This window comes from Pseudomonas sp. ANT_H12B (genome assembly GCF_008369325.1).
In the GTDB taxonomy this organism is placed as follows: domain Bacteria; phylum Pseudomonadota; class Gammaproteobacteria; order Pseudomonadales; family Pseudomonadaceae; genus Aquipseudomonas.
Genome location: NZ_VOBI01000021.1, coordinates 15615 through 41129 on the forward strand (window position 1 = coordinate 15615; position 25515 = coordinate 41129).

A 25515-nucleotide genomic window follows, 5' to 3' on the forward strand; every position below is an offset into this window, starting at 1 on the left:
TGGAACCCGGCAGGGCCGAAGCCCTCCCACGCACAGCTCGCCATGAAGCAAGCACGAAAAGTGCGCCATTCTAAACCTGGGCGACCAAACCCGTTCGCTGAATTTGCAGCGACTCTCAAAGCCTATCTCCCCAACTTCCGAGACGACAACCGACAGAGCCTGTCGGAATCCTCTCCAGGCCCCGCTAAATCTGTAGGACATACGCAAATTTTTTCAGGCCGATCACGATCAAAATGCGGGAGCGAGCCTGCTCGCGAAGGCTGTTTAACATTCAACATTGGAGGTGCTGACACACCGCTTTCGCGAGCAGGCTCGCTCCCACAGGGGATGTGCGGTGGAACGGGAAATCCAGCGGCCACAAAAAAAGGCGACCCCCTCACAGGAGTCGCCTTTGCTTCAAACGCCGCTAAACCTTACTCGGACAGTTTGAACGCCATCACATAGTCACCTTGCTTGGTGCCCAGCGATCCGTGACCACCTGCAACAACAAGCACGTATTGCTTGCCGTCCTTGCCGGTGTAGGTCATCGGCGTGGTTTGCGCGCCGGCCGGCAGGCGGCCTTCCCACAACTGCTTGCCGTTTTTCACGTCATAGGCACGCAGGTACTGGTCGAGGGTGCCGCTCAGGAAGCCAACGCCACTGGCGGTGGTGAAGGTGCCGCCCAGGCTAGGCACGCCCATGCTCAGCGGGATCGGAACCGGTGAGCTGTCGCGTACGGTGCCATTCTTGTGCATCCAGATAGTTTTGCTGGTGGTCAGGTCGATCGCGGCCACGTAGCCCCATGCTGGCGCCTGGCATGGCAGACCCATTGGCGAGAGCAGGGCTTCGAGGACCACGCCATACGGCGCGCCTTTGTTCGGCTGCACGCCTTCGGTTTCGCTTTTACGCGGGCCCTGGGCGGAGATTTCGGCGGCCGGGATCATTTTCGATTTGAACGCCATGTAGCTCGGGTTTACGAAGGCGATCTGACGCACCGGGTCAACCGCGATACCGCCCCAGTCGAACACGCCGAAGTTGCCTGGATAAACGATCGAACCTTGCAGCGATGGCGGGGTGAACGGGCCGTCGTAGCGCATGGATTTGAAATCGATCCGGCAGATCAGTTGGTCGAACGGGGTGACGCCCCACATGTCGCGTTCTTGCAACGGCGGCGGCATGAGGTTGAGGTCGGATTTCGGTTGGGTCGGCGAAGTGTGATCACCTTCGACAGCGCCTTGCGGCACCGGTACTTCGTTGATCGGTACGATCGGCTTGCCGGTGCTGCGGTCCAGCACGTAGATGCTGCCTTGCTTGGTGGACGCGAGTACCGCTGGCTTCACGCCGTCTGCGGTTTTCAGGTCCATCAGGGTTGGCTGGCCGCCGACGTCCATGTCCCACAGGTCATGGTGGGTGAACTGCATGTGCCAGCGCACCTGGCCGGTTGCGATGTCGAGGGCGGTCAGGCCGGCGGCATGCAGTTCCGATTCAGGCGTGCGATTGCCACCGAACTGGTCCGGGGTCTGGTTGCCCATCGGCAGGTAGAGCATGCCGAGTTTTTCGTCGACGGCGAACATGGACCACATGTTCGGCGAGTTGCGGGTGTAGACCTTGCCGTCGGCAATCGGCGTGGTGTCGTCCGGGTTGCCGCTGTCCCAGTTCCACACCAGTTTGCCGGTGTGCACGTCGAACGCGCGGATCACGCCGCTTGGCTCGTCGGTGGAGACGTTGTCGGTGACGTGGCCGCCAATCACCACCAGGTCTTTGGTGACCGCAGGTGGCGAGGTGGAGTAGTAGCCGCCAGCGTTGAAGCCGCCGATGTTGGCGGTCAGGTCGACCTGGCCCTTGTCGCCGAAGTCTTCGCACATCTTGCCGGTGTCGGCGTCGAGGGCGATCAGGCGGGTGTCAGCGGTCGGCAGGAAGATCCGGCGTGGGCAGACGTTGCTGACTGGCGCCGGGCTGGCGCTGCCGGTCGGGCTTTGCTCGGACGCATAAACGGCGTCATCGTGATACGTCACGCCACGGCAGGTCATGTGCGCCCAACCCTTGAAGTTCGCCGCTTTCTGCGTGGAGAGCTTCGGATCGAAACGCCAGATTTCCTTGCCGGTGTCCGGGTCCAGTGCGATCACCTGGCTGTGCGGCGTGCACACGTAAAGCATGCCGTTGACTTTCAGCGGGGTGTTTTCGGCGGTGGTTTCACCCGGGTCGTTCGGCCCTGGCAGGTCGCCGGTGCGATAGGTCCAGGCCGGAACGAGCTTGTTCACGTTCTGCGGGGTGATCTGCGCCAGTGGCGAATAACGATCGCCATGGGCGCTGCGGCCGTAGGAGTTCCAGTCACCGTCGGGCATGGCCGGGGCGGTGTTGGTCATGCCTGGCACGCTGTCGCGATCCAGTTGGCCTTTGATTTCGCCGGGGTTGGTGAACTGGCTGGCCAGTGCAGCGACGCCAGCGATGACCACGGCCACGCTCAGGGCGCCGGTGCCCATCGGGGCAGCGCCTGCGCGCAACAGCGGACGGCGGAACCACGGCAGCAGCATGACGAGGCCCAGCGCAAACAACATCGCCAGACGCGGTACCAGCTGCCACCAATCGAGGCCGACTTCCCACAAGGCCCAAACGGTACTGGCGAACAACACCAGTGCGTAGAGGCCCAGCGCAGCGCGGCGTGCCGCAATCAGCAGCACGCCGGTCAGTGCCAGACCGATACCGGCCAGCAGGTAGTACAACGAGCCGCCGAGCATACTCAGCTTGATCCCGCCGGCCAGCATGGCCAGGCCCATTAGCAGAAGCAGGATACCGAGCAGGCTCGGCAACAGACGGCTTCGACTCAAAGCACCATCAGTGCTCATAGTGTGGTTCTCCGTGACGTTTTAAGTAGTCCCGCGCAAGTTCACTGTAGATGACGATCTGGCGTGGGCATGGTTCATGTAAAAAGTGTTTGGGCGCCGCATTCCCTGTGGGAGCGAGCTTGCTCGCGATAGCGCTGGGTCAGACAACATCAATGTTGGCTGTACTGGCCTCATCGCGAGCAAGCTCGCTCCCACAGGTTTTTGTGGTGTTGGTTAGAACGACGACTGGATCTTGATCCCGCCAATCAGTGCGTCATCGACCTTGTCCACGCCACCGGGGTGACGGATGTATTGCAGGTTCGGGCGCACGGTCAGCCAGTTGGTGACGTGCACGCCGTAATAGAGTTCTGCGCTGTATTCGGTGTCTTGCGGCGGCAGGAACGACGGGTCGTCGTAGTCGAACACGGCGCGGGCTTGATTGGTCGCCTCGGCGTTTTTGCGATAGGCCGGGTTGACGTGGACGCGAGCCATGGCGAAACCGATGTCGTCTTTGGCGCGCGCATCGAACAAGCCCTTGTAGACGACGCCTGCCTGGACATAGTTGTCGATGGCGTTGGTCTTCTTGTCGTGCATCGTGCCGTTGGCGAACACGCTCAGGCCGCGAGAGTTGTCGCTGGCGCGGCTGGTCAATTGCTGCTGCACACCGAGCCATACACCGTGTTTGCTAGACGCGCTGCGGTAAGCCTCGCCACTCAAGGCTGCCGGCTGACCGTTGCTGTCCTTGTAGGCATCAGTGGCCTTCGCATTGCTGTAGTAATAACCGGCGCGGTACTCGCCCGGCAGGCCATTAAGTTTCGGCGACCAGACCAATTCCACCGGCAGAATCGCGCCCTGAGTGCCACTGCCGCTGAGCTTGAAACCGTTGTCGCGATCGAGGTTCGACGGGTTCTGCTCGTAGGCGCCGACCTGTGCGTACAGCTCCGGTGTCAGGTGATATTTGACCCGCATCGCCCATTGGCTGACCGGCCAGTTGTACCAGATGCCGCCCACCCAGTTACCGACCTGAGAACCGCAGAACGCCAGGTTCTGGAAGTCGCAGGGGAAGCTGTTGAAGTCTTCGCCTTCGCCGAAACGACCGACCTTGATGTCGAGTTTCTGATCGAAGAATTTCTGCTGATACCACATCTGTGTCAGCCGCCAGGTCTGGCCACGACCCCAGACTTCCTGGGCCGAGGTGAAACCACCCACACGCGGATCGTTGATCCGGTCGTTGCTGATGTTGTTGCCGTTGCGTTCGGTGATGGTCAGCTGAAACTCAGCGTCGTCCCAACCCAGAATCTTCTGCAAGTCCAGATGGGTACCGAATCCGAACTGATCGCTGTAGCGAGCGGTTCGATCATGGTCGTAGCCGCCATGCAGGTTACTGCCCATTTCGCCGGTGTAATCGACTTTGAAGTCGTAGCCCTTTTGCGAAAGTTCGGTACGAGCGCCGTTCCAGTCGCCGAGCATCCACGGTGAGTCGCTATCAAAGGCCGGGGCCGCATGAACGCAGGTGGCGAGGCCGAAAGCGCTGAGGCTGCCAATCAGCTTCAGGGCTTTTCGGCTGGCAATAGCTGGCAAGACAGCGCTGTCTCGCGAAGTTTGAAAATCAGGCATAGAGAAGAAATTCTTGATCTTTTTCTGGGGGATGAACTGAAACGACAGGGATGAAGCGGGCAGCGGAAGCGTTTCAGCTTGACGGGCGTAAGGATAATGTCCTGTTACAAATAGAGAAAGGGCTTTTACTGACATGGATCCTTTCGGATTTGGTAACAGTGTCGCGCGGCGATCTGTCGCGGTTCACCTACATTTAATGGATAACGCCACAGGGCCCTTCCACCTGGCCACCCCCTCGGCTAAGGTGCGCGGCTTCCAATTCCTACTTCGCTCGAAGGCCCGGCATGACCGAACAGAACAACAACCCGCTGCACGGCGTGACACTGGAGCAAATCCTCAACGCCCTGGTTGAACACTACGAGTGGTCGGGGCTGGCCGAGCGTATCGATATTCGCTGCTTCAAGAGCGACCCAAGCATCAAGTCGAGCCTGACATTCCTGCGCAAGACCCCGTGGGCGCGGGAGAAGGTCGAAAGCTTGTACGTGAAGTTGATGCGCACCAAGCGTCCGCTCTGACTGTGGTCACCCAAGCGACGCCAGGTTCTGCCGCAAGGCGTCGTTTTGTAGCCGTGGCTGCGGTTCTTGGCTGGGCGGGATTGAGCATTCAGCTGTACCTGATTTTCTACTCACGCTGGACGCTGGAGGCCAGCCTGCTCGGTGGGCTGGTGAGCTTCTTCAGCTATTTCACCGTGCTGAGCAATACGCTGGTGGCGACGGTGCTGACGTGTGAGCTGACTTCCCGCGAGTCGGCGGCGCGACGCTGGTTTTTGCAGCCGTGGGTAAGCACCGGGGTTGCCGTGAGCATCGCCGTGGTCGGCCTGGCGTACAGCGTGTTGCTGCGCCATTTGTGGCATCCCGAAGGCTGGCAATTACTGGCCGATGAGCTGATGCATGACGTCATGCCGTTGCTGTTTCTTGTTTATTGGTGGTGCTGGGTGCCCAAGGGCACGTTGCGGTTGCGGCACATCGCGGTGTGGGTGATTTACCCGGTGGTTTACTTCGCGTATGCGCTGTTGCGCGGGCATTTGCTGGCGACTTATCCGTACCCGTTCATTGATGTGGAGAAGCTGGGTTATCCACAGGTGTTTATCAATGCGGGTGGGTTGTTGGTGGGGTTTGTGCTGATTGCGTTGTTGGTAGTTGGGTTGGATCAGTGGCTTGAGCGTCGTGGCAAGCATCGGGATTTGTAGTGTTTGGTATGCCGTCTTCGCGAGCAGGCTCGCTCCCACATTGAATCGGCGTACACCAACTCCTTGTGGGAGCGAGCCTGCTCGCGAAGGGGCCCGAGAGGAAATTACTCCTCGTCAGTATCATCCAGCCGCCAGTAACCGACCGCTTTGACAAACGGCTCATCCAACCCGTGCTCATCGAGCAACACCCGGCGGATCTGTCGCGACACTTTGGTTTCGGTCGCGATCCAGGCATACAGATTGCCGGTGGGGACTTGCAGCTGCTTCACGGTGGTCAGCAAATGGTCCTTGCCACCTTCGCGCAGCACCCAGATCACATCGACCTCGGCAGCGCTCTGGAGCGCTTGCTGCTCCTTGCCGTTTTCCACTTCCACAATCACCAGCGCACGCCGATTGGCTGCCAGACCTTCCAGCCGTCGAGCGATGGCGGGCAGGGCGGTTTCGTCGCCGATCAGCAGATAGCTGTCGAAGATGTCCGGCACGATCATCGACCCCCGTGGCCCGCCGATGTGCAGGAACTGCCCCGGTTTAGCCTGCTCGGCCCAAGTCGCAGCAGGGCCGTCACCGTGCAGGACGAAGTCGATGTCCAGCTCCTGCGAATTGAGGTCATAGCGTCGCGGCGTGTAATCGCGCATGGCCGGCATCGGCCCGTTACTTTTGCCGGCACCGAGTACCAGGGTCTCCAGTGCCGCCTGTTCCGCCGCGTTCTGCGGGAACAGCAGTTTGACGTGATCGTCCGTGCCGAGGCTGATAAAGCCTGCCAGCTCAGGGCCACCCAAGGTAATTCGACGCATGCGCGGGGTCAGGTCGACCACGCGCAACACCTCCAGACGACGGCGTTTGATCTCGTGCATGACGCGGTGAATGGTTTGGGTATCGACTGCAATCATTCGGTTTTCTCCTGTGCAGCTTGAACGGTGGGGCCGTCGACGATGGCTTTGGCGGTGTTGTTGAGCAGGGCGGCGACTCGCAGGATTTCTTCCGGGCTCCAGCGACCGTGGTGCAGTTGCAGCGCGTGCCGCAAGTTATGCACAGCCTCATGGATTTCGGCGGGGCGATCGTGGCCGCGCAACGAGCGTTTGCTGACGTCGATGCGCATTCGCACACCGTCCAGCGCAATGGCTTGCTCGCTCAGGGACAGGCGCCCGGCATCGGTGACGGCGTAGCGTTTTTTTCCGCCTTCAGCGTCGCCCTGGATCATTTCGCTTTCTTCCAGAAACGTCAGGGTCGGGTAGATCACACCGGGGCTGGGGCTATAGGCGCCGTCGAACATGCCTTCGATCTGGCGGATCAAGTCGTAGCCGTGGCAGGGCTGTTCGGCGATCAACGCCAGCAGCAGTAATTTCAGGTCGCCGGGGGCAAATACTCGTGGTCCGCGACCGCCGCGTTCGCGGCCGGGGCGTTTCTCGAAGCCGTCGCGGCCGTCACCGTGTTCGCGGTGGGGGGAATGATGGTCTCTCATTTTTGCGTTCTCTCGTCGTGTTTAGATACAACTTAAGATATATCTTAAGGCTCACGCAAGCACCGCCGACGAGTGGCATACAGCCCATTGGCGGTCTGTGAGCAAAAGAGTCGAGGATTTTTTCAATGCGCGAACAGCAACGGAAGCATGCACAACGTGAGGTTGGAAATACCTGTATGGATTGATCAAACGTATTTGTTCATAGAAATATGCGGTTTTGAAAAAAATCTAAGTGGTTTTTAGTCTTAAGCTGTTTCCTGTGAAATATTTTCACTTGTTTTTTGTTGGAAGTAATTATTTCTTTTTATTTGCTGTTTTTTTCTTCTTTGTTCAGTTCTCTATGAGCTACACCTGCTGTCGAATTTTCCTACTTACTTTGCTTTTCGTTTAGATGATCATCTGCCCCGTTAAAAGTTTGGCAACGATCTTGGTTTTGGCGTCCAGAAGTAAGGATTGTTATAGATTGTTTCTGTGTGGCTTTAACTTTTAAAAATATTTTTTCATACCAGGTACATAAGCATGTTCAAGAAAATCGCCTTCGTAATTCCAATGGCTGTTCTTTCTCTGAGTTCTGCCATGGCGTTCGCTGCTGACGACGCGCGCAGCTCCATTAACATAAGTGCCACCATTCCAAGCAAGGAGTTCCACGCCCAGCCACGGAACCCCAACTTCGGTGCCGACGAAAAAATGGCCTATAACCTGGTGACGGGAACGTTGGCGCCGCTGCGTGCGACTTATGATGTGCTACACATCAACGGGTCGGTGGCTGCCTACGTCCAGGGCGGTCCTCAGCCACTGTCCAATGGCGCCAGCAGCATCGATCTGACTTACACCTTCAATGGCGTGACCCTGACGGAGACGTCGCAGGAGGTTGTCGGCGACACCGAATCCAACGGCGGCATGCAGGCCGAACTGGTCATTGCCGCAGCCAAGCCCGCCGACACTCAACACGGACTGTTCACCGCGACCCCTGTGGTCATCTTCGACGCTATCCCGCGTGTAAGTCTGTAACAAGGTTTGAACTAAGGATTCATAACTGTTATCGGTCGACGGGCAATTTTTTGCCTGTCGATCGCAGTTTTCGAGTAGTTGTATTCAGAGTATTCAGTTCATGTTCCCGATGACTCTTGTCGTGGCGGCGCTCGCACTTTTTTTGTGCGCAACTGCCATGGCCGCGCCCATGGGTAACGGCCACACACTTGGAAGTCTGCTCGCACAGGCCAAAGGTCTGCCGATTGAGTTCGAAGAACATTTCTTTGATGTGCCGTTGGCGGTGCGCGTGGAACTCGACCAGCAGTTTCTTGGCGAGGCGATGGTCGTATTGGCTCGCGACGATAGTCTCACTCTTGTTGACTTCACCGATGTCGGTGACAGCACGATTAAGTCCGGTGAACGCGATATCTGGGCTAATTATCTGAGCCAGGGTGTGAAGCTCGGTGACTGTCCAGGCCAATGCCCCGGACAAATGCTGGCTATGCATTACAGTCTCGAAAACTCGCTGGTTTCCATCCTCACGCAAGGCGCCGAGCGTGACGATCAGGCGCAGCGTTATTACAACTTGCCCGAAGCAGGCAGCAGCGGCTTGATTGTACGTAACCAGCTAAACCTAAATGGCGGCCGGAACCTGAAACCCGGTGGACGATATGGCCTGGAGGCCAGCAGCAGCGTGGGCAAATGGACCCAAACCGTCAACTTGCAAATGTCTCGATCAGGCGGCATGGATGATCGGCTCAACCACGCGGTGCATGAGCTTCATACCCAACGTGAACTGGAAGGCCATTTTCTGCGTCTGGGCTACTTCACTCCCAACTCTGAAGGGTTGGCCCGGCAACCGCGAACGTTTGGCGCAAGTCCCGACACGGCGTTGGGTCTCATGTACGGAAGCTCTGACAGCCTGGTTATCAATAATCCAAAACCGGCGGTTTATCCGATCTACGTCACCGCCAATCGCCAGGGGGCGGTGGAGATTTACCGTGACGGCTTGTTGATCAACACGCAAGTTGTGCCGGCAGGGTTGCAGACACTCGATACCCGACCGCTGCCCGGCGGCATTTATGAAGTGGAAGTGCGATTGATTGAAGACAGTCAGGTCACTTCCAGTCATCGGGAACTGGTCTATAAACCCAACAACTGGCGCAATCACGACCAGCGCTGGCGCTACAACCTGTTCGCCGGCCGTGAATCGAGAGTGCTGAACAATTGGGATGAGCAGGCCGATGGCGATATGACTGCCGGCGCTGCGTTCAACTTTTTGCTGCATCCACGAGTGATCCTGGGCATGACGGGTCGGCAGGTGCGCGACAGCCTGCAATACGGCACCTCCATCGATTGGACCGTCATCAACAACACCAGTCTTTTCGCCAACGTTTATCAGACCGAAAACCACGGTACCGGCCTGGATCTGCAGGGGCTGTATTCCTACGCCGGGGGCAGCATTGTCGTCAGCCACAACCGTAGCTGGCTCGACACAAGCCGGCTATACGAAACGCTTCCCGACGGCACGCGGGTGCGTCAGCGCCATGTATTTGTCGGGCAGACCAGCAACTCGTCACTGTCGTTGAACCATCGACTCAACAGCAAGAACTCGGCCAGTTTCCGGCTGTCCCACAGTGATGGCAATACCCGAGGCATGGGTGTGGATCTGGGATGGCGCCAGCGCACGCAGCTATTGGGCAGCGATGCCAACTGGCAGTTGTCGCTGTTCGATCGGCCGGGCAGTTTCAGCTCTGGAAGCCGCCGCAATCGCGGGATCGATCTGAGCGTCAACATCGCGTTGGGAGGACCGGGGGAGCAGTGGGCCGGCAGCCTCGGTTCGCGTACCGCTCGCGAGGGTGGTCGCGATCACAATGCCTCACTGACCTATCGCACGGAGCTTAAGGATCACCTGCTGCAAAGTGTCTCCGCCACGGCGACCAGCGATACCTATGGCGTGGGTATGTCCGCCATGGCCACGATGCAATCGGATCTGGTCAGTGGCGATGGTTTCCTCCAGCGCTCCTCCTATAACAATGCTCTGACCGGGGGGTTGAACCTGGACAGCACCATCGCCGTCGGTGCGCGGAAAATGGTCATGACCAGCCAATTCCACCGCGACGGCGCGGGCATGATCATCGACGTGGAATCGGACATCGATGGCATTGCCCTGCGCGCCGACGATTTGAGCGGCGCCAGCGCGGTCTTGCGGGCAGGCCGCAATTTTGTGCCACTCACAGCTTATAAAAGCAGCTCGGTGAGCTTCGATTTCGAGGGCAATCACGTGCCTGCCGCGACCATCCAGCCAGCCCGCTCCAGCTATCACCTGAACAAGGGCGGCGTGGAGTACCGCAAAGTCACTATCAACAAAACCGTGACAGTGCTCGGGCGCCTCGTCGACTCCCAGGGCAAGCCGCTCAAGGGCCATCACATCATCAACCACGCCAGCCGTGGCGTGAGCGAAGTCGACGGGTTTTTCTCGATGGAAATGAACGCCGGCTCGCCGACGTTGCAAGTACGTTCCGGTAATCAGTTGCTCTGCCAGTTCCGTCTCGATCCGAACAACGCGCGTCGTGAAAACGATGTGCTGATGGTCGGGGATTTGCGCTGTTCGCCGCAGACGTTGGCGGATGTGACCTTCGAATCCCGAAAGGCTGGGTGACTGGGTTTTGTGTGTGTTGGAGTTTCAGGTGAGCCGACTATGAATTTATCTTTTTCGTTAAGAGCAATGGCGGTTTTCTGCGTGGCGGGAGGCTTGCTGGCAGGGCTTCATGCGCCACCGGCCGAAGCGGTGGTGCAGGAAATAAGTGCCAGGTTCGTGCCTGATCCGGCGAATCCAACGTTCAACACATTTGTCAACACGACCCCGCAAAGCGGCGTGTGCCCGAATCGAATGCCTGGTCGTTGCCAGAGCCTGGGCATTTTCAGCCTGCGGGTACCCGGCCTGGTGTTTAATTCCTCCCGGGCCATTCCTGCCGAGCATGCCAACCCAAGACAGGGGGCGACCTTCAGTGTGCCGTCCAGTTGGCGGAATCTTCAGGTTTTTCACTCCAGGACAGGCGAGCGTGAGACGGTTCAGATACGTGTCGCAGGCATTGGCGGGACCTGGCGGATGCAAAGGCCTCCGGGGGTGAGTGCCTGGGGGCGGCCCGGACTTCACTGGAACGCGCAATGGAGTATCGCGCCGGCTCCCTGTACCAGCACCGGCCTGGCACTTGCGGGTGTTAATTTTTCGTACTTTTTCTGGTTGATTCCCGAAGGTGCAGGCGCCTGTAGCAGATCGCCGTTCCAGGATATTCCGTGGTTCAACTTCACCTCGGTCGAATACGTTTATGAGCTCAGAACGCCTGATCCCCTTGGCATGTCGTCAGGGCAATACAAAGGCTCGCTGACCTATACCACAGGTCCTGGGGGAGACTTCGACATGGGCGATGTATTGCTGCCGAACGACACCACGGTGGCCCTGAATTTCACCCTGGATGTCGTCCATTCGCTCAAAGTTGAAATCCCGCCGGGCGGTAATCGCATCGAGTTGGTGCCACAGGGCGGTTGGCAAGCCTGGCTGAATCAGGGACGCAAACCGGTGCGCCTGTTCCGCGATCAGACCTTTCATGTCTCCTCATCAAGCCGCTTCAAAATGCAGCTCGAATGTCAGTACTCCGCTGGTAATACCTGCGCATTACGCGATGCCGATTCGACAGTCGTTATTCCGTTGAACACCAGTGTGACGCTACCCAATGGCCTGACCGATGCTGCGGGCCAAGCGGTACAGCGTCGGCCCTTGCGCCTTGATGGCAGCGGCACCGAGTTGTTCCAACCCGGATTTTATCTCGACCGAAAACCGGCAACCCTGCACTTTGAAATTGCCAGGGAACACGTCGAAACGATGTTGCGCGAGGGTGCTTCAAAAACCTGGTCTGGGGATGTCACGGTGATCTGGGACTCGGAAGTCTAGGCCGTGCTTTTGTTGTTCCGATATGTCTGAGTTTGATAATTGAGGGGGTATGTCATGAAACGCCTGTTGGTAGTTTTTGGTTTTTCGCTGTTGTCTCACGCAGTCCTGGCCGGACCGCAAATCAATGTCGGAGTGGTTTACGACTATCTCGATGGCGAAAAAAGTTCTTATTTGAAACGGGTATTCAATGGCGGCGACAGCACGGCGTTCGTCAAGATCAACATTCTCGAAATCATCTATGACGCCGATGGCACGGCTCGCGAAGTGTCACTGGCGAGCACCGCCGACGGCGCATCCCGCGACGGTTTGATTGCCAGCCCCGCGCGGCTGATCGTACCGGCCAACGGCATGCAGGGCTCGCGTTTGCTTTTCTTGGGCGAGCGAGAAAAGGAACGTTATTTCCGGGTGCGATATGTGCCGGTGGTACCGGAAAAGGAGGACGAGTTCGCGGTGTCTGCCCAAGAACGAGACGCCTATAAAAAAAGCCTGTCCGCCGGGGTCAATGTGCTGGCCGGTTATGGCACGGTATTTTTCGTTCGTCCGAAAGAAACACGCTTCGCCAGCGTGATCGAGAACGAAGCCAGTCATTACCGGATTCGAAACAACGGCAACAGCGTGGTGGTGATCGATGAGTTCAAGGACTGCTCGTTAAGCAACGAGCAGGAGTGTCAGCCAACTACAAAACACCACATCCTCAGCGGTCGGACTTTCCATTTCGAAAAGCAGGTTGGCCGTCACTATCGTTTCACGATGACTGAAGGCTCGAAAACTCAAAACCTGGCTGTCAAAGGTTAAGGCCGACAACAGGCGAACATCATGATCAAACAATTGATAACCCTCACTTCCATGGTGCTTGCGACGCTGACCAGTGTTGGTGCGCCAGCTATTGTCGAGCGCCAGACCTTTGCAGTGTCGGTCACTGTGCCGAACGCGGAGTTTTATGTAATACCGGTGAACCCAGGCTGGATCGGTCGTGAACAGAAACTGAACTGGAACCTGACCACGGAGGAGCTGAGTCCGCTGCGCAAATATTTCGATGTGAGAAACAGTAACGGCGCGATCGCTGTCCGGTTGAGCATGGAACCTTATCTGAGCAATGGCAGGGACAGCGACAACATCGCCCTGGCCGTCCGGTTCAACCATACGCGGCTCACGGTGGATAACACGCAGGTTATTTCGCAACTGGACGGCAAAACCGGCAAACGGGTCGAGTTGGAAATTGCCGCAATCAAACCGGTCTCCGGTTACAAGCCCGGTGATTACCACGGCAGCGTACACATGATATTCGAGGCCATTTCTCCTTGACGGAGGAGAATGACAATCTCGAACCCCTCCAGATCGAAAAAATAGTGGTTTTTTGTGCAGGCAAGAAGAGTGGAATTAGTGTTAACTCTCTAATCTTGATATATCAGCCTTTATTTACGGTTCTTGTAGTATTGGTCTTACAGAAGTTCCCGCATTTGGGTCGCTGTCAATACCAGGTATATAGGGTTTTTGTAGTACTGCTCTTACAGTCAACCATTGGGTTTAGTTGGTTTTTGTTTTTTTTCTCTCCACAGTAATGGTGTTCCGGCTACGAGGGTGTCGGAACTTGCCTGCTTACTTTCCAGATCAATTGGTCGATCATCTTTCGGCGTTGAAAGTTCAGCTGACTAAATGGCTGCTCGTGACAGTTTTTACTCATCCAAGAACTTTCAATGATTCGACTCTTTTAAAAAGACAGGTATTGACCAATGTTCAAGAAAATCGCGTTTGCTGCTCCTTTGGCTGTTCTGGCACTGAGCTCCTCGATGGCGTTTGCCGCCACCGAAGCCAAGCACTCCATCAGTATTGTTGCCCATGTTCCAACCGACGATTTCTACGCGGTGCCGGTGGATTCGGACCTGGTCAACAAGGATCAGGACATGAGCTACAACCCGTCTACCGGTGCGATGAGAACAGTCGACGGGCACTTTGACGTTCTGCACACAGCAGGCAAGGTTCATGCACGTCTGGAAGGTGCACCGAAACTGATTGCCGGTAACAAGACCATCGATTTGAAAGTGGAACTTAATGGCAGGGAACTCACCACCACGTCCCAGGAAGTGGTCGGTGCCGAGGAGTCTAACGTTCGCTACCGTGCGCCGTTCAAGATCAGCGCCAAAGGCACTCAGTTTGATGCCGGCGACTATACCGGCGTCGTTATGTTGGTGGTTGAACCTTCCGTCTAAGTAAGAACCGAGACGGCAGATCGTTTACTTATTCAAAGTAACGTAACCGGTTGGCAAATTTTTTGGTTTGTCAGCCGGACTTTGACTTCCTTGTAATCAGAGTACTTTTTCATGTTCCCGATGACGCCCATCGCGGCAGCGCTTGCGTTGTTGTTATGTAGCAGCGCATTTGCGGCGCCCACTTCTATTGAAAATACCCCCAGAAGTTTGCTGGCCCAGGCGAAGGGCCTGCCGGCGGATTTCGAGGAGCATTTTTTTGATGTGCCGTTGGCCGTTCGGGTCGAGCTCGATCAACAGCCCCTTGGCGAGGCGATGATTGTGTTGTCCCGCGATGACCGGGTCACGTTGCTCGAATTCACCGACACCAGCGAAAGCCGTTTCGGCGCCAGCGAGCGCGAAACCTGGGCTGATGTTCTCAAGCCCGGCGTGGCGCTGGGTGCTTGTTCCGGCCAGTGCCCGGAACAGATGCTGGCAGTTCACTACAACCTTGAAAATTCCTTGCTGTCGATCGTCACCGAAAATGCCGAGCGCGACACTGAAGCCAAGCGTTTTTACGATCAACCTGAAGGCGGCAGCAGTGGCTTGATGGTGCGTAACCAGCTCAATCTCAACGGCGGTCAGGATCAGGACCTGGGCGGGCGTTTTGGCCTGGAGGCCAGCGGCAGCCTGGGCAATTGGAGCCAGACCTTCAACATGCAACTGGCACGCCTTGGCGGCCCGGACACCAAGACCTACCACGCGGTGCATGAGCTCTACACCCAGCGCGAACTGCAAGGCAGTTTTTTTCGTCTGGGTTATTTCACCCCCAATTCCGAAGGCCTGACCCGTCAACCACGTTCATTCGGCACCAGCCCCGACACCGCCGTGGGCGTGATGTATGGCAGCTCCGATAGCCTGGCGATCGACAGCCCGAAACCCAGCGTCTATCCGATTTATGTCACCGCCAATCGTCAAGCCTCGGTGGAGATTTATCGCGATGGTTTGCTGATCAACACCCAGTCGGTACCGACGGGTTTACAAACCCTCGACACCCGCCCATTGCCCGGCGGTATTTACGAAGTGGAAGTGCGGCTGATCGAAGACGGCCAAACCACCTCGACCACTCAGGAGCTGATTTACAAACCGAACAATTGGCGCAATCACGACGAGCGCTGGCGCTACAACCTGTTCGCCGGGCAGGAAAGCAAACTGCTCAGCAACTGGGACCAACAGGAGAGTGGCGATGCGACGGCGGGCGCTGCGATCAACTACCTACTGCACCCTCGGGTGATTCTTGGGCTGTCGGCACGTCAGGTTCGCAACACCCTTCAGTACGGCAGTTCCATCGACTGGAGCCTGGCCAACAGCATCAACCTGTACGCCAATCTGTATCAAACCGAAGACCACGGTACCGGCGCCGATCTGCAAGCGCTTTACAACTATGGTTCCGGCAGCCTGGTGGTGAGCCATAACCGCAGTTGGCTCGACACCACCAACACCTATGACACTTTGCCCGATGGCACCCGAGTGCGCCAACGCAATGTGTTCACCGGCGAGACCAGTAATTCATCACTGGCGCTGAACCACCGGATCAGTCGCAAAAGTTCGCTCAACGCACGAGTCTCCCACAGCGACGGCAACGTCGAAGGTGTCGGCGTGGACCTGGGCTGGACGCAACGTACGACGGTGTTGGGCAGCGACGCTAACTGGCGGTTGTCGCTGTTCGATCGTCCGGGCAGTTACAGCAGTGGCGATGCGCGCAATCGCGGCGTTGATCTGAGCATCAACATGGCGCTGGGTGGTCCGGGCCAACAAGTTTCCGCCAGCATCGGCAGCCGTACGGCCCGTGACGGCAGTCGCGACAACAACGCGTCGATCGGTTACCGCAAAGACCTGCAAGACCACGTGTTGCAGAGCGTCTCGGTGACCGCGTTGACAGACACTTACGGCGTTGGCCTGTCGAGCCTGGCGAACTTTCGCACCGATGCGATCAATGGCGACGGCTTTCTCCAGCGCTCGTCCTACAACGGCAATTTTACCGGCGGCTTGAACCTGGACAGCACCGTGGTCGTCGGTGCTCAGCGCATGGCCCTGACCAGTCAGCATCAGGGGCGCGGCGCAGGGATGATCGTCGATGTCGAGTCCGATATCGACGGGATCGCGTTGCGCGCCGACGACCTCAGCGGTGGCAGCGCCGCATTGCGTCCTGGGCGTAATTTCATTCCGCTGACGGCCTACAAGAACAGCTCGGTGAGCTTCGATTTCGAAGGCAATCACGTTCCGGCGGCCAGCATCGAACCGGCGCGCACCCGCTATCACCTGAACAAGGGCGGTGTGGAGTACCGCAAGGTGCGGGTGATGAAAACCCTGACGGTGCTGGGACGCCTGCTAGATCCGCAAGGTCGGCCCCTCAAGGGGCATCACGTGATCAACCATGCCAGCCGCGGCGTGAGTGAAGTCGACGGGTTTTTCTCCATGGAGATGCATGCCGGTTCACCAACGCTGGAAGTGCGTTATGCCGACCAGTTGCTGTGCCAGTTCAGGCTCGATACAGACAGGCATCGCAGTGAGAACAACGTGTTGATGATCGGCGACCTGCGTTGCACGCCGGATACGTTGGCGAATGCAACTTCCACTGCCGACACGGCGAGCTGACAGACATGAATATTTTCACCAAGACTGGAAAAAAACTCAGTGTATGGACGTCACTGGCGATGCTGTGCGGGATATGTTCGTTACCGGCGCAAGCGGCTGTACTGAACATTGAGGCCACCTTTGTCCCGGATTCGGCAGCTCCGCATAAAAATGAATTCGTGAACAAAACCCCCTCTCAAGGTTTCTGCCTTCAACTCCCTCTGGCCTGTAAGGCGGAAGCAATATTCAGTTTGATCGCGCCGATTTCCTTCACGGCCAATGCGCCCATTCGCGCCAATCATACGGATCCACGCCAGGGAGGGATGGCCAGCGTGCCATCGCAATGGAGTGACGTGGAGGTGACCCACTCGTCCGGAGATAAACATACCGTCAAAGTCCGGATTGCCGGCATCGGACACGAATCGTTGTTGCCAATACCGATCGAGAAGATAACCGGGGCGACCGGAGGGGCGGGTTGGGACAGACTTTGGCAAGGTGGGTCCTGGATGTATGCCCCGTCACCCTGTCAGGGCGTTGGATGGTCCACGGTGGGGGAGTTTGGCTTTAACAGTTTCTGGAAAGTCCCCCAGGGTGCGGGAGTCTGTGCCAAACAGGCCCTGTTCGATATTCCGTTGCCTTTCAAGTATCAGTACTTCGTGTTTGGTTATCAGCTGATCACACCAAATCCCTTGAACATGCAAAGTGGTAATTACACCGGCTCAATCACGTTCAGCGTCGGCCCGCGACAAGATTTCGACATGGGTGATGTGATGCAACCGGATGACACTGCATTGACCCTTAATTTCAATCTCGATGTTCAGCACACACTGAAAGTCGACATTCCCCCCGGCGGCGAAAAAGTCCAGTTGGTCCCGGAAGGCGGCTGGCAAAGCTGGCTGCAGGCGGGACGCCGGCCGGTGCGGCTGTTTCGGGATCAGACCTTCAATATCTCGGCGTCGTCGCGCTTCAAGATGCACATTTATTGTAATGGCCTGGGAGGCTACGATTGCGTGATTGAGGATAGGGATGCGAGAAATGCGGTCGAGTTACAAGTCAGCGTCAGCCTGCCCGACGGTTTGACGGATCTCTCCGGGCAACCCGTCAGGCGCCAGCGATTGAGGAAAGGTGAGGCCAATGCGCAACAGTTCCAGCCCGGTTTCTATGTGGACCGAGCGCCGGGGATTCTGCATTTCGAAGTCCCGCAAAGTCAGATGGTATTCATGCTGAGTCCCGGTAAGAGAGGCTTCTATTCCGGCGGTGTCACGGTGATCTGGGACTCGGAGGTCTGATGGGCAGCACATCGATGAGGCGCGCCAGTGTTGTATTCAATGTCATGAGGTTCAAAGGTATGAAACGTCTGTCGTTACTGATGGTGCTGAGCGGGTTTTCCTTGGGTATTCAGGCCGGGCCGCAGATCAACGTTGGCACGGTTTACGACTATCTGGATGGTGACAAGAGCACGTACCTCAAGCGCGTGTTCAACAGCGGTGACAGCACCGCGTTCGTCAAGGTCAACATTCTGGAAATCATCTACGACGCCGACGGCACGTCCCGGGAAGTGCCGGTCAAGACCCAGGCGGATGCCAGCAGCCGGGATGGTCTGATGGCCAGCCCCGCGCGATTGATTGTGCCGGCCAACGGCATGCAGGGCACACGTTTGTTGCTGATGGGGAATCGCGATAGCGAACGCTATTTTCGCGTGCGCTTCATTCCGGTAGTGCCGGAAAAGGAAGACGAATTCGCAGTGTCAGGGGAAGAGTGCGAAGAATACAAAAAGACCCTGTCAGCCGGCGTCAACGTCATGACCGGGTTCGGCACGGTGTTCTTCGTACGCCCGAAAAACAGCCGCTTCGACAGCGTGATCGATGACAATCCGAACAACTATCGGCTGCGCAACAACGGCAACACAGTGGTGCTGATCGATGAGTTTCGCAATTGCTCGTTGAAGAACGAAACCGACTGCGAGCCAACCACCAAACACCATGTTCTTGCGGGCAAGACTTTTGAGTTCGAGAAGAAACCCGGGCGTGAATACCGCTTCAATCTGGTCGAGGGCGACGCCAAAAAGACGCTGCGCATCGCGAGCCCTTCGTGACGGCAAACAACCCTCATCTACAACAGGTACCTGACATGATCAAGCAATCGGCCATCGTCTTGTGTTTAGGCGGTATGACGCTGATGAGTTGTGTGGCGTTCGCGGCACGGGAAGAGCACAGGTTCGAAGTGTCGGTAGATATTCCGACCCTGCGGTTCTACGTCATACCGGCGGAGACGGACTGGATTCATCGAGAGCAAATTCTGCCGTGGAATATCAACACCTCAACCTTGGGCGGGCTGCGCAAAAACTTCGACGTCAAACACGACACCAGTGCCATCGAGGCGCGGCTGGAGAGCGAGCCGTACCTGTCCAATGGCCGTGACGAACAGAACATTTACTTGCGTGTCAGCTTCAACGGCATGGAGTTGAGCCACGACGCGCAACCGCGGCAAGTGGTATCGGCCGAACAGGCAATGACGGGTGGGCGTTTTCCCCTGGAGATACAGCCGAAAGTACCCGCTGGCGGCTATAAGCCGGGCAACTACTACGGGAATGTCCATCTGATCTTCAACGCCGTCGCGCCCGCAGGCATCTAAGGGACTTGTTCAGTGAAAAGTACTTCAAGGCTAGTCGCAACAGCACAGAGCTGTCTCGTCATCCTGGGCATTATGATCGCGTTGCTGCCCCTCTCCGCAGGTGCCGTGACGCAGCAAATCCGTGCGGTGTTCAAACCCGCCCCCGCCAATCCTCAATACAACGAATTCGAGAACAGAACGCCTCTCAGTGGCTTCTGTCTCGATAACCCGCCGCAGTGTCAGGCGGCGAAATTGTTCAGCCTGCGGTTGCCCATTGGCTCCTATTCGAATGCGACCATTCAGGGCGGGCATTCCAACGAACGTATGGGCGCCATGTTCAACATTCCGTCGCAGTGGCAGACCATTACTGTCACCCATCCCGCGGCGCCACCGCAGGTGGTGAAGTTTAGGGTTGCCGGAATGGGGGTGGCGTACAAATTGCCAAAACCGGCACCAGAACTGACAGATGGAGCCGGGCATAACTTTCTTTGGGAGGGATTTACCTGGAGTTACGCCGGTCCCCCGTGCACAGGCCTGATGGGGGCTGGCAATGACATCGGCTTCAACAGTTTCTGGAGGCACCCCATTGGCGCGGGTACCTGTGCCAAGAAGGCGATGTTCGATATTCCGCAGCCGTTCAACTATGAAACGTTCGATATCACCTATGAACTGATCACCCCGAACCCTCTGGACATGGTCTCGGGCCAGTACACCGGACAACATGTGTTTCGAGTGGGCCCGAACCAGGATTTCGATCTGGGCGATGTCATGGTTACCAATGACGACACGATCGTTCTGGATTTTCTACTCGATGTTGAGCACGAGCTAAAAGTCTCCATTCCTCCTGGTGGTGAAAACGTCCGATTGGTCCCGGCAGGTGGCTGGCAAAGCTGGTTGCACGCGGGCCGTAAACCGGTGCGGATTTTCCGCGATCAGACGTTCAATATTTCGGCCAGTTCTCGTTTCAAGATGTACCTGGATTGCCAATTCGGCCCGGGGTTGCCCTGCTACTTGAGTGACGGCAATAACGTCTCCGTCCCGATGGAGATCAGTGTCAGTTTGCCTGCCGGCCTGATGGATACCAGCGGCAAGCCGGTCAATCGACAGATGTTAAAAGTGGGGGAGGCGGACGGGGTGGTGTTTCAGCCCAGTCAGTACGTGGATCGAAAGTCCGGAACGTTGCACTTCGAACTGCATAAAGATGCGATTGAACCCATACTTTTACCGCAAACGGGCAAGCACTATCGCGGTACGGTGGTGGTTATCTGGGATTCGGTAGTCTGATGGCGACGCGTCATTAGCACGTGCCTGAATACGCTGAGTAAAGCAGTAACTGTCAGCGTATTCAGGCGTTTATCGATTATTGCCCGGAGCGCTCCAGAGCTTCACGGGTCAAGCGTCTCGACAGTTGTTTTTCTTCATACCCCAGATCGATCAGCAATTGGTCGAAAATCGCCTCGGCGATCGGTTCATCGGCAAAGACCTCTGCCTCCGTTAGCGGCAGATCGTGCATGAGTTCCCGCAAGCGATTTCGCAGTGCATTTCGTTCGAAGTTCGCCGACGCTGCCCACTCCCGCTGAACGCTACGCAAGGTCTCGAACTGCTCGCATTTGGCCAAATACTGACGGGTGTTGGTTTCAATCCGGACCGTATACCGTTCACGCAGATAGTCCTCCCAGAAATTTTGTTCGAGCATTCTGTTCACCAGCCCATCACCTTCGCCTAGCTCAAGAACTGTGTCGTAGGCTCTATCGATCATCGCGTCAGTGACGCCAGAAACCGGCCGGTAAAGCATACCTTCGGACTGCCAGGGCAAGTTCAAGCGCTGCGCCAGACCGGTGTGGTAGGCCAAGTAGACTTCAACCTCGTCGGGGTTGCCGCCGCGGGTGCTGATATCAATCCGGGCGATATCGTTGACCTGACTCAATCGCGCCGCACCTTTGGCCAACGTCACCAGTTTCTGTTCAAGCTGCGCCGGATCAGTGGAATAGGAATACGCCTCGGACGCGAGCACCTTGATCCCCATGTTGTTGAACAGTTGCGCCCCGGCATCGGCGCAGTCCACCGGGGCGATGGCCATGATGAATAGCTCTTCGCGCAAGCGCGAATCGACGTGCACTGCGTCGAGCATTCGCCAGACCCTCTGCAGCAGTTGATCCCGGACCTGGCCGCCGGCCCGGTAATCGGATGACAGCCGTGTGTCGAGCAGCACGGTCATGAACGGTTCTGCGTCGGGCTCGTCGATCAGTTCCGACCAGAGGCTCGCTCGATCGACACCCCAGCCAGGCACATCGTTCCAGAGTTCTGCGCTGTAATTCGAGCTGATAATCCATTCTGTTTGACTGTTTGCAGGCACGATGGGCTCAGGGGGGAGTGCCATTGAGCGGCGGATTTCTTGGTAGCGCTTCTGGTTCCGTTCTGACAGATTGCCGACATCCAGTCGGGTTCGCGCCACCACCCAGGCTTGCGGTGAGCCAGGCAGCACCTCAGGAATCAGCCTGATCGGGTTGTCTCGAATATCCAGCAGAAAGCCACGGGGCCTGGGCTTACGCAGGGTGCCTTCGGGCCAGGTCATGATCACGGTGTCTCTCAATCCCACGACTTTTAGCCGGGGCATGCGCGAGATATCCACAACCCGACCCAACGGGTTTTCATCGAGTCTGAGTATTTCCAGGTAGGTCAAGTGCTTCAGCCTTTCCACGGCGGGGGCGTCCAGCACGATTTCGTTGTCACTCAAGCGCAGGCGTTCCAGCCGGTGCATTGCTCCGATGTTTTCGGGCAGGCTCGTCAGGTCACAGCCTTTGGCGCTGAGTTCGCGAAGGTTGGGAAAGTCTTTCAACAAGCCGTTCGCCTTGGCGGAAAAGCGTGTGTTGTCGAGTTTCAGGATCGTGACTTTGTCCAGAAACCTTTTTAGCTGCGGTCGTTCCGGCCACTCGGATTTCAGGTCCAGGGGCAGCAGATCCTGTGACAGATCCAGCGCATAGCCGTGCAAATCGGTACGGCCACCGAGTTTCGTGTTTTTTCGCTCAAAGCAGTCGAGCAAGCGTTGGGCAATCTGCTGCCGGACTCCGCGCAAAGGAATCGGATTATCGGCATCTAGCCCGGCGGACTGGAGCTCCCAGAGATCGACGAATTTTCGAAGTATGTCGAGATCGTTTTCTTGTTCTTCCAGAAGCATCATCGGTTCGCCCGTTTCGATAAGGGCGTTGGCGAACGTGTCGACCTCGACAGTGCTGAAATGCGGATGAAGATCCTGAATGCGTTCATGCAGTGTTTTGCCTTCCTTGCTGAGCCCACCGCCACGAACCAACAGCATCGTTTCATGTTCGGCAACAGCTCGAATCGGCGGCGTTGCAAGGACTGTCCGCCTCTCGCTGGGTGGAGCTGACTTGGCGATGACCCACTGCCTGAAAAACTCGGCATCGCCCGGTTTGTAGCCCAACGCGTTTTTTCCTTCCTTGCCCATGGCATGCAGCAGGGATTCAAAAAAAACATCGGCATCATGAATCGGCTGATCCGAGGTATCACGCACCTGATATTTCCCCGCGTCATCGCGAATCAAAACCCTAACCTGAGTGGCGTCCTCGGGGCCGGCGCTGCAACGCAGCTCGCCATCGAATGTACGCTGGCGGATTTCAATGCGCAGGTCGCCAAACATATCGGTGTGTAGACGCAACGCCCCCAGCGCCAGACGTTCCGTGTCGATATTGCTCAATGTGTCGAGGCACAGACCTTGGGCTGCGCGGACCGATTGCATTTCGAACTGAAGCTCTCGTGCCTGGGTTTTGAGGCGCAAGGGCAGTCGAAGACTTCGCGCAATTTGCTGTCGCTCCGAGGGCGTTGCGCCCGCCATGATGTTTTCCACTACACGAGCAGGCAGCTCGGGAAAGTCGCTGAACAGTAAGATGGTTTCGGGGGATAACGCGGCTGTGGGGCTTGGCGCGGTGCCGAGTCGTTGCAGGGTATCGGCCAGCAACGGCGGCGGAGGGGCGTTCTCGACATGCATCCTGCGCAAGGCCGCTTCGTCGGTGCCGCTGATCTGACGAATCTGTTCCAGTTGTACGTCGTTGAAGGCATCGGTGGTGTGACCGATGCGCCTCATCAGTGTCGGGCCTTCCCATTCGCGCGGGTTTTCCGTTTCGCTGACCCAGGCACCTTGACCGTTGTGCTGCAGGGTCGGTGCATACGCATCTGCACGTTGTGGATGCTGGATGCGGTGCTGCCCGGTGGCCGGGTCTTCTTGCACTTCGAAGTGCTGATCGTCCAACCGCAAAATATGTTGGTCCTGATGCTGGTAAATGCCCCGTTCATCGGGGCTGGCGTCGGTCGGTAACGCAAGCTCTGTCAGCTGATACGGCGTCAGATCAGAATTCCACAACCGCATCTGGCCATTCGGCAGCTGCACCGGTTTCAGGCCTTCGAAGAATGGCGAGAGTTTCGCCCGTGCGACGTTTCCGAGGGTGGCGCCCGCCGCAAACGCGCCCAATTGCACCACGCTTTCCAGCACGCCAATGGCCTGCTCGCCAGCCTCGGCCAAATGGCCTTCGGCCAGGTCGACGAGGCCCTCGACCACTTCATCGGTCAGTTGATAGGCGATGTAGGCCATCATCAACTCGCCCAGGCCGGGCACCAAGGGTAATGCCACCAGCAGTGCGACATTGAATATGTCCGAGAGCATTTTTTCCAGGTTGTCCCACCAGGCCCAGCGGGCCATGCGGTCGGCATATTCGGTGGAAATTGCGATTTCCCGTGCATCGTTGAGGATCTTGTTCAGCTTCTGCTGGTAGAGGTAGCCCCATAGATCGCCGGTGAAGCGGGTCGCGCGATCGTCCTGAATCTTCGATAGGCGAAATTGCAGATTCGGGTTATCCACAGGCGTTTCGCGCCAACTGGGCAGGTTTGAACCCGGTGGTGCCGGTTGCCACTTCACCTTGCTCAAGCGGTCATTCAACCCGGCAAAAAAATGCCCACGTTGCTGATGGTCGACGAACTGGCTGAAGAACTGCTGATAGCTTTTGGGGGCGGTTGCATTACGTAGCTGGCGTGTCAGCTCAGCCATGAATTCGAGCAACGACGGGTATTGCCTGAGAGGGTGCTCGGGGTCATGAGGAACGTATGCAATCACTGGAACCGGAGAACTGGCGGTGTCTACATCGGGTGCGATCAGGACGATGCCGGTCAGGGACGCGTCCATCATGGACAGGTTGTAATAGTTGACGGATTGCCCGTGCCATTTAAGGTTTCTTCGGTCGTCGAGCATGCCCTGTACGACGTTGTGAGCGTCATGGTCGATGTCATTTTTCATCAGCGCCATTTGGGCCGCGGTACTGAGTGCGCTCTTGTGGCTGAGAATGACTTTATGGCGCAAAAACTGCCTGGCCACGCTGTTGGTCGAGAGCAAAAACTCTTTCAGGTGCTGTTCGTATCGGGCGCCGATGTTCAGTTCGCGACACAGTGATTTGAACTGATCGATGCTCATTTTGCGCTTTAGATGTTTTACGTCGAAATGCCCGCGGGCGTCGGGCCGGGTGATGAACTCCGAGTATTCGGAGAACGCCTCATCGTGGGAAAAATTGTGCAGCGCGGCATCCAGCAGCGAGACGGTTCGGCTGGTCGTTCCGCCTGAAAAGTCATGCACCCACCATGAGGTTTTTACGGGCGCGTACAACCGCAACCAGGTTTGTTCGACGTCTTCTTTGACGCCGTAACGCTCTTCCAAAGCCTCCTGCAGCAGCGGTTTGGCAAAGGCATACACATCTTGCAAATTGCTCAGCGCACGATCCACGTTGTTTTGCGCGGCCCAGGCGAGCTTGATGTCGTTCTTCAAGCGCTGATGATCCGCGACTGACGCACTCTGGTGCCACTCGGGAATCGTCACTCTTACGGTGTTCAGCGCTTTGATCCGAGACGATGAAGCATTCAGCATCCAGGGAGGAATGGCCTTTTTGACCAGTTCAAAGTGGATACTTTTATCGGAGAAGGTGGAGGGTGTCTGTTCTGACCGTTGTTGTGTCAGGGGAATAATGGGCATTGCTGATCGTCCGTGATCGAAAATGGAGCGACCAGACTAGGCAAGGGGA

General features: G+C 57.1%; 18 protein-coding genes. 13 read left to right on the forward strand and 5 right to left on the reverse strand.

What is annotated here, in order from left to right; translation table 11 throughout:
• Positions 1-413: 413 nt before the first annotated feature.
• Both FQ185_RS25440 and FQ185_RS25450 read right to left on the reverse strand, forming a co-directional pair.
• Positions 414-2825, reverse strand: a complete 2412-nt coding sequence (locus tag FQ185_RS25440; RefSeq protein WP_149419843.1) for a glucose/quinate/shikimate family membrane-bound PQQ-dependent dehydrogenase — start codon at positions 2823-2825, stop codon at positions 414-416.
• Between the two features lie 213 nt (positions 2826-3038).
• Positions 3039-4421 carry a carbohydrate porin gene (locus tag FQ185_RS25450; RefSeq protein ID WP_149419845.1) on the reverse strand — a complete coding sequence of 461 codons (1383 nt, stop codon included), beginning with the start codon at positions 4419-4421 and terminating at the stop codon, positions 3039-3041.
• Positions 4422-4705: 284 nt separating this feature from the next.
• Here FQ185_RS25450 and FQ185_RS25455 point away from each other — a divergent pair, with 284 nt between their 5' ends.
• Complete coding sequence (locus tag FQ185_RS25455; protein WP_149419846.1) at positions 4706-4936, forward strand: VF530 family DNA-binding protein; 231 nt, start codon at positions 4706-4708, stop codon at positions 4934-4936.
• 2 nt (positions 4937-4938) lie between these two features.
• Positions 4939-5610 carry a Pr6Pr family membrane protein gene (locus FQ185_RS25460; protein ID WP_149419847.1) on the forward strand — a complete coding sequence of 224 codons (672 nt, stop codon included), beginning with the start codon at positions 4939-4941 and terminating at the stop codon, positions 5608-5610.
• Between the two features lie 104 nt (positions 5611-5714).
• On the opposite strand, the gene FQ185_RS25470 is transcribed toward FQ185_RS25460, so the two are convergent.
• Together FQ185_RS25470 and FQ185_RS25475 are read right to left on the reverse strand one after the other, a co-directional pair.
• A complete protein-coding gene (locus FQ185_RS25470) occupies positions 5715-6500 on the reverse strand; it encodes a siderophore-interacting protein (RefSeq protein ID WP_149419849.1) in 786 nt (261 codons plus the stop codon).
• Complete coding sequence (locus tag FQ185_RS25475; RefSeq protein WP_149419850.1) at positions 6497-7072, reverse strand: PadR family transcriptional regulator; 576 nt, start codon at positions 7070-7072, stop codon at positions 6497-6499. The genes FQ185_RS25470 and FQ185_RS25475 overlap by 4 nt, the downstream gene beginning before the upstream one ends.
• 519 nt (positions 7073-7591) lie before the next feature.
• On the opposite strand from FQ185_RS25475, the gene FQ185_RS25480 reads away from it, so the two are divergent.
• The 11 genes from FQ185_RS25480 (at position 7592) to FQ185_RS25530 (ending at position 20719) form a co-directional block, all read left to right on the forward strand.
• A complete protein-coding gene (locus tag FQ185_RS25480; protein WP_149419851.1) occupies positions 7592-8083 on the forward strand; it encodes a CS1 type fimbrial major subunit in 492 nt (163 codons plus the stop codon).
• Positions 8084-8183: 100 nt separating this feature from the next.
• Positions 8184-10706: a CS1-pili formation C-terminal domain-containing protein gene (locus tag FQ185_RS25485; RefSeq protein WP_149419852.1), complete on the forward strand. Its 2523-nt coding sequence runs from the start codon at positions 8184-8186 to the stop codon at positions 10704-10706.
• 81 nt (positions 10707-10787) lie between these two features.
• Complete coding sequence (locus tag FQ185_RS25490; protein ID WP_256730501.1) at positions 10788-11999, forward strand: hypothetical protein; 1212 nt, start codon at positions 10788-10790, stop codon at positions 11997-11999.
• A gap of 54 nt (positions 12000-12053) precedes the next feature.
• Positions 12054-12794 (forward strand): molecular chaperone, encoded by a 741-nt coding sequence (locus FQ185_RS25495; RefSeq protein ID WP_149419853.1) that lies wholly within the window; start codon positions 12054-12056, stop codon positions 12792-12794.
• A gap of 21 nt (positions 12795-12815) precedes the next feature.
• The gene (locus tag FQ185_RS25500) at positions 12816-13304 is read left to right on the forward strand and encodes a CS1 type fimbrial major subunit (protein ID WP_149419854.1); all 489 of its coding nucleotides are present in this window, start codon (positions 12816-12818) and stop codon (positions 13302-13304) included.
• A gap of 428 nt (positions 13305-13732) precedes the next feature.
• On the forward strand, positions 13733-14209 hold the full coding sequence (locus FQ185_RS25505; protein WP_149419855.1) for a CS1 type fimbrial major subunit: 477 nt from the start codon (positions 13733-13735) through the stop codon (positions 14207-14209).
• A 111-nt stretch (positions 14210-14320) separates the two neighbouring features.
• Positions 14321-16843 (forward strand): CS1-pili formation C-terminal domain-containing protein, encoded by a 2523-nt coding sequence (locus FQ185_RS25510; RefSeq protein ID WP_149419856.1) that lies wholly within the window; start codon positions 14321-14323, stop codon positions 16841-16843.
• Positions 16844-16848: 5 nt separating this feature from the next.
• Positions 16849-18111 carry a hypothetical protein gene (locus FQ185_RS25515; RefSeq protein WP_256730502.1) on the forward strand — a complete coding sequence of 421 codons (1263 nt, stop codon included), beginning with the start codon at positions 16849-16851 and terminating at the stop codon, positions 18109-18111.
• A 59-nt stretch (positions 18112-18170) separates the two neighbouring features.
• Positions 18171-18917, forward strand: a complete 747-nt coding sequence (locus FQ185_RS25520) for a molecular chaperone (protein ID WP_149419857.1) — start codon at positions 18171-18173, stop codon at positions 18915-18917.
• Positions 18918-18952: 35 nt separating this feature from the next.
• Complete coding sequence (locus FQ185_RS25525; protein WP_149419858.1) at positions 18953-19456, forward strand: CS1 type fimbrial major subunit; 504 nt, start codon at positions 18953-18955, stop codon at positions 19454-19456.
• 12 nt (positions 19457-19468) lie between these two features.
• Positions 19469-20719: a hypothetical protein gene (locus FQ185_RS25530; protein WP_256730503.1), complete on the forward strand. Its 1251-nt coding sequence runs from the start codon at positions 19469-19471 to the stop codon at positions 20717-20719.
• A 76-nt stretch (positions 20720-20795) separates the two neighbouring features.
• Here the strand turns inward: FQ185_RS25530 and FQ185_RS25535 are convergent, their stop codons facing one another.
• Positions 20796-25466, reverse strand: coding sequence for a dermonecrotic toxin domain-containing protein (locus FQ185_RS25535; RefSeq protein ID WP_149419859.1), 4671 nt, complete (start codon positions 25464-25466; stop codon positions 20796-20798).
• Positions 25467-25515 lie beyond the last annotated feature (49 nt).

Bases quoted from the DNA above. Each gene is read 5' to 3' on its own strand.
- FQ185_RS25440 (WP_149419843.1), bottom strand. From the start codon at position 2,825: ATGAGCACTGATGGTGCTTTGAGTCGAAGCCGTCTGTTGCCGAGCCTG.
- FQ185_RS25450 (WP_149419845.1), bottom strand. From the start codon at position 4,421: ATGCCTGATTTTCAAACTTCGCGAGACAGCGCTGTCTTGCCAGCTATT.
- FQ185_RS25455 (WP_149419846.1), top strand. From the start codon at position 4,706: ATGACCGAACAGAACAACAACCCGCTGCACGGCGTGACACTGGAGCAA.
- FQ185_RS25470 (WP_149419849.1), bottom strand. From the start codon at position 6,500: ATGATTGCAGTCGATACCCAAACCATTCACCGCGTCATGCACGAGATC.
- FQ185_RS25475 (WP_149419850.1), bottom strand. From the start codon at position 7,072: ATGAGAGACCATCATTCCCCCCACCGCGAACACGGTGACGGCCGCGAC.
- FQ185_RS25480 (WP_149419851.1), top strand. From the start codon at position 7,592: ATGTTCAAGAAAATCGCCTTCGTAATTCCAATGGCTGTTCTTTCTCTG.
- FQ185_RS25485 (WP_149419852.1), top strand. From the start codon at position 8,184: ATGTTCCCGATGACTCTTGTCGTGGCGGCGCTCGCACTTTTTTTGTGC.
- FQ185_RS25495 (WP_149419853.1), top strand. From the start codon at position 12,054: ATGAAACGCCTGTTGGTAGTTTTTGGTTTTTCGCTGTTGTCTCACGCA.
- FQ185_RS25500 (WP_149419854.1), top strand. From the start codon at position 12,816: ATGATCAAACAATTGATAACCCTCACTTCCATGGTGCTTGCGACGCTG.
- FQ185_RS25505 (WP_149419855.1), top strand. From the start codon at position 13,733: ATGTTCAAGAAAATCGCGTTTGCTGCTCCTTTGGCTGTTCTGGCACTG.
- FQ185_RS25510 (WP_149419856.1), top strand. From the start codon at position 14,321: ATGTTCCCGATGACGCCCATCGCGGCAGCGCTTGCGTTGTTGTTATGT.
- FQ185_RS25515 (WP_256730502.1), top strand. From the start codon at position 16,849: ATGAATATTTTCACCAAGACTGGAAAAAAACTCAGTGTATGGACGTCA.
- FQ185_RS25520 (WP_149419857.1), top strand. From the start codon at position 18,171: ATGAAACGTCTGTCGTTACTGATGGTGCTGAGCGGGTTTTCCTTGGGT.
- FQ185_RS25525 (WP_149419858.1), top strand. From the start codon at position 18,953: ATGATCAAGCAATCGGCCATCGTCTTGTGTTTAGGCGGTATGACGCTG.
- FQ185_RS25535 (WP_149419859.1), bottom strand. From the start codon at position 25,466: ATGCCCATTATTCCCCTGACACAACAACGGTCAGAACAGACACCCTCC.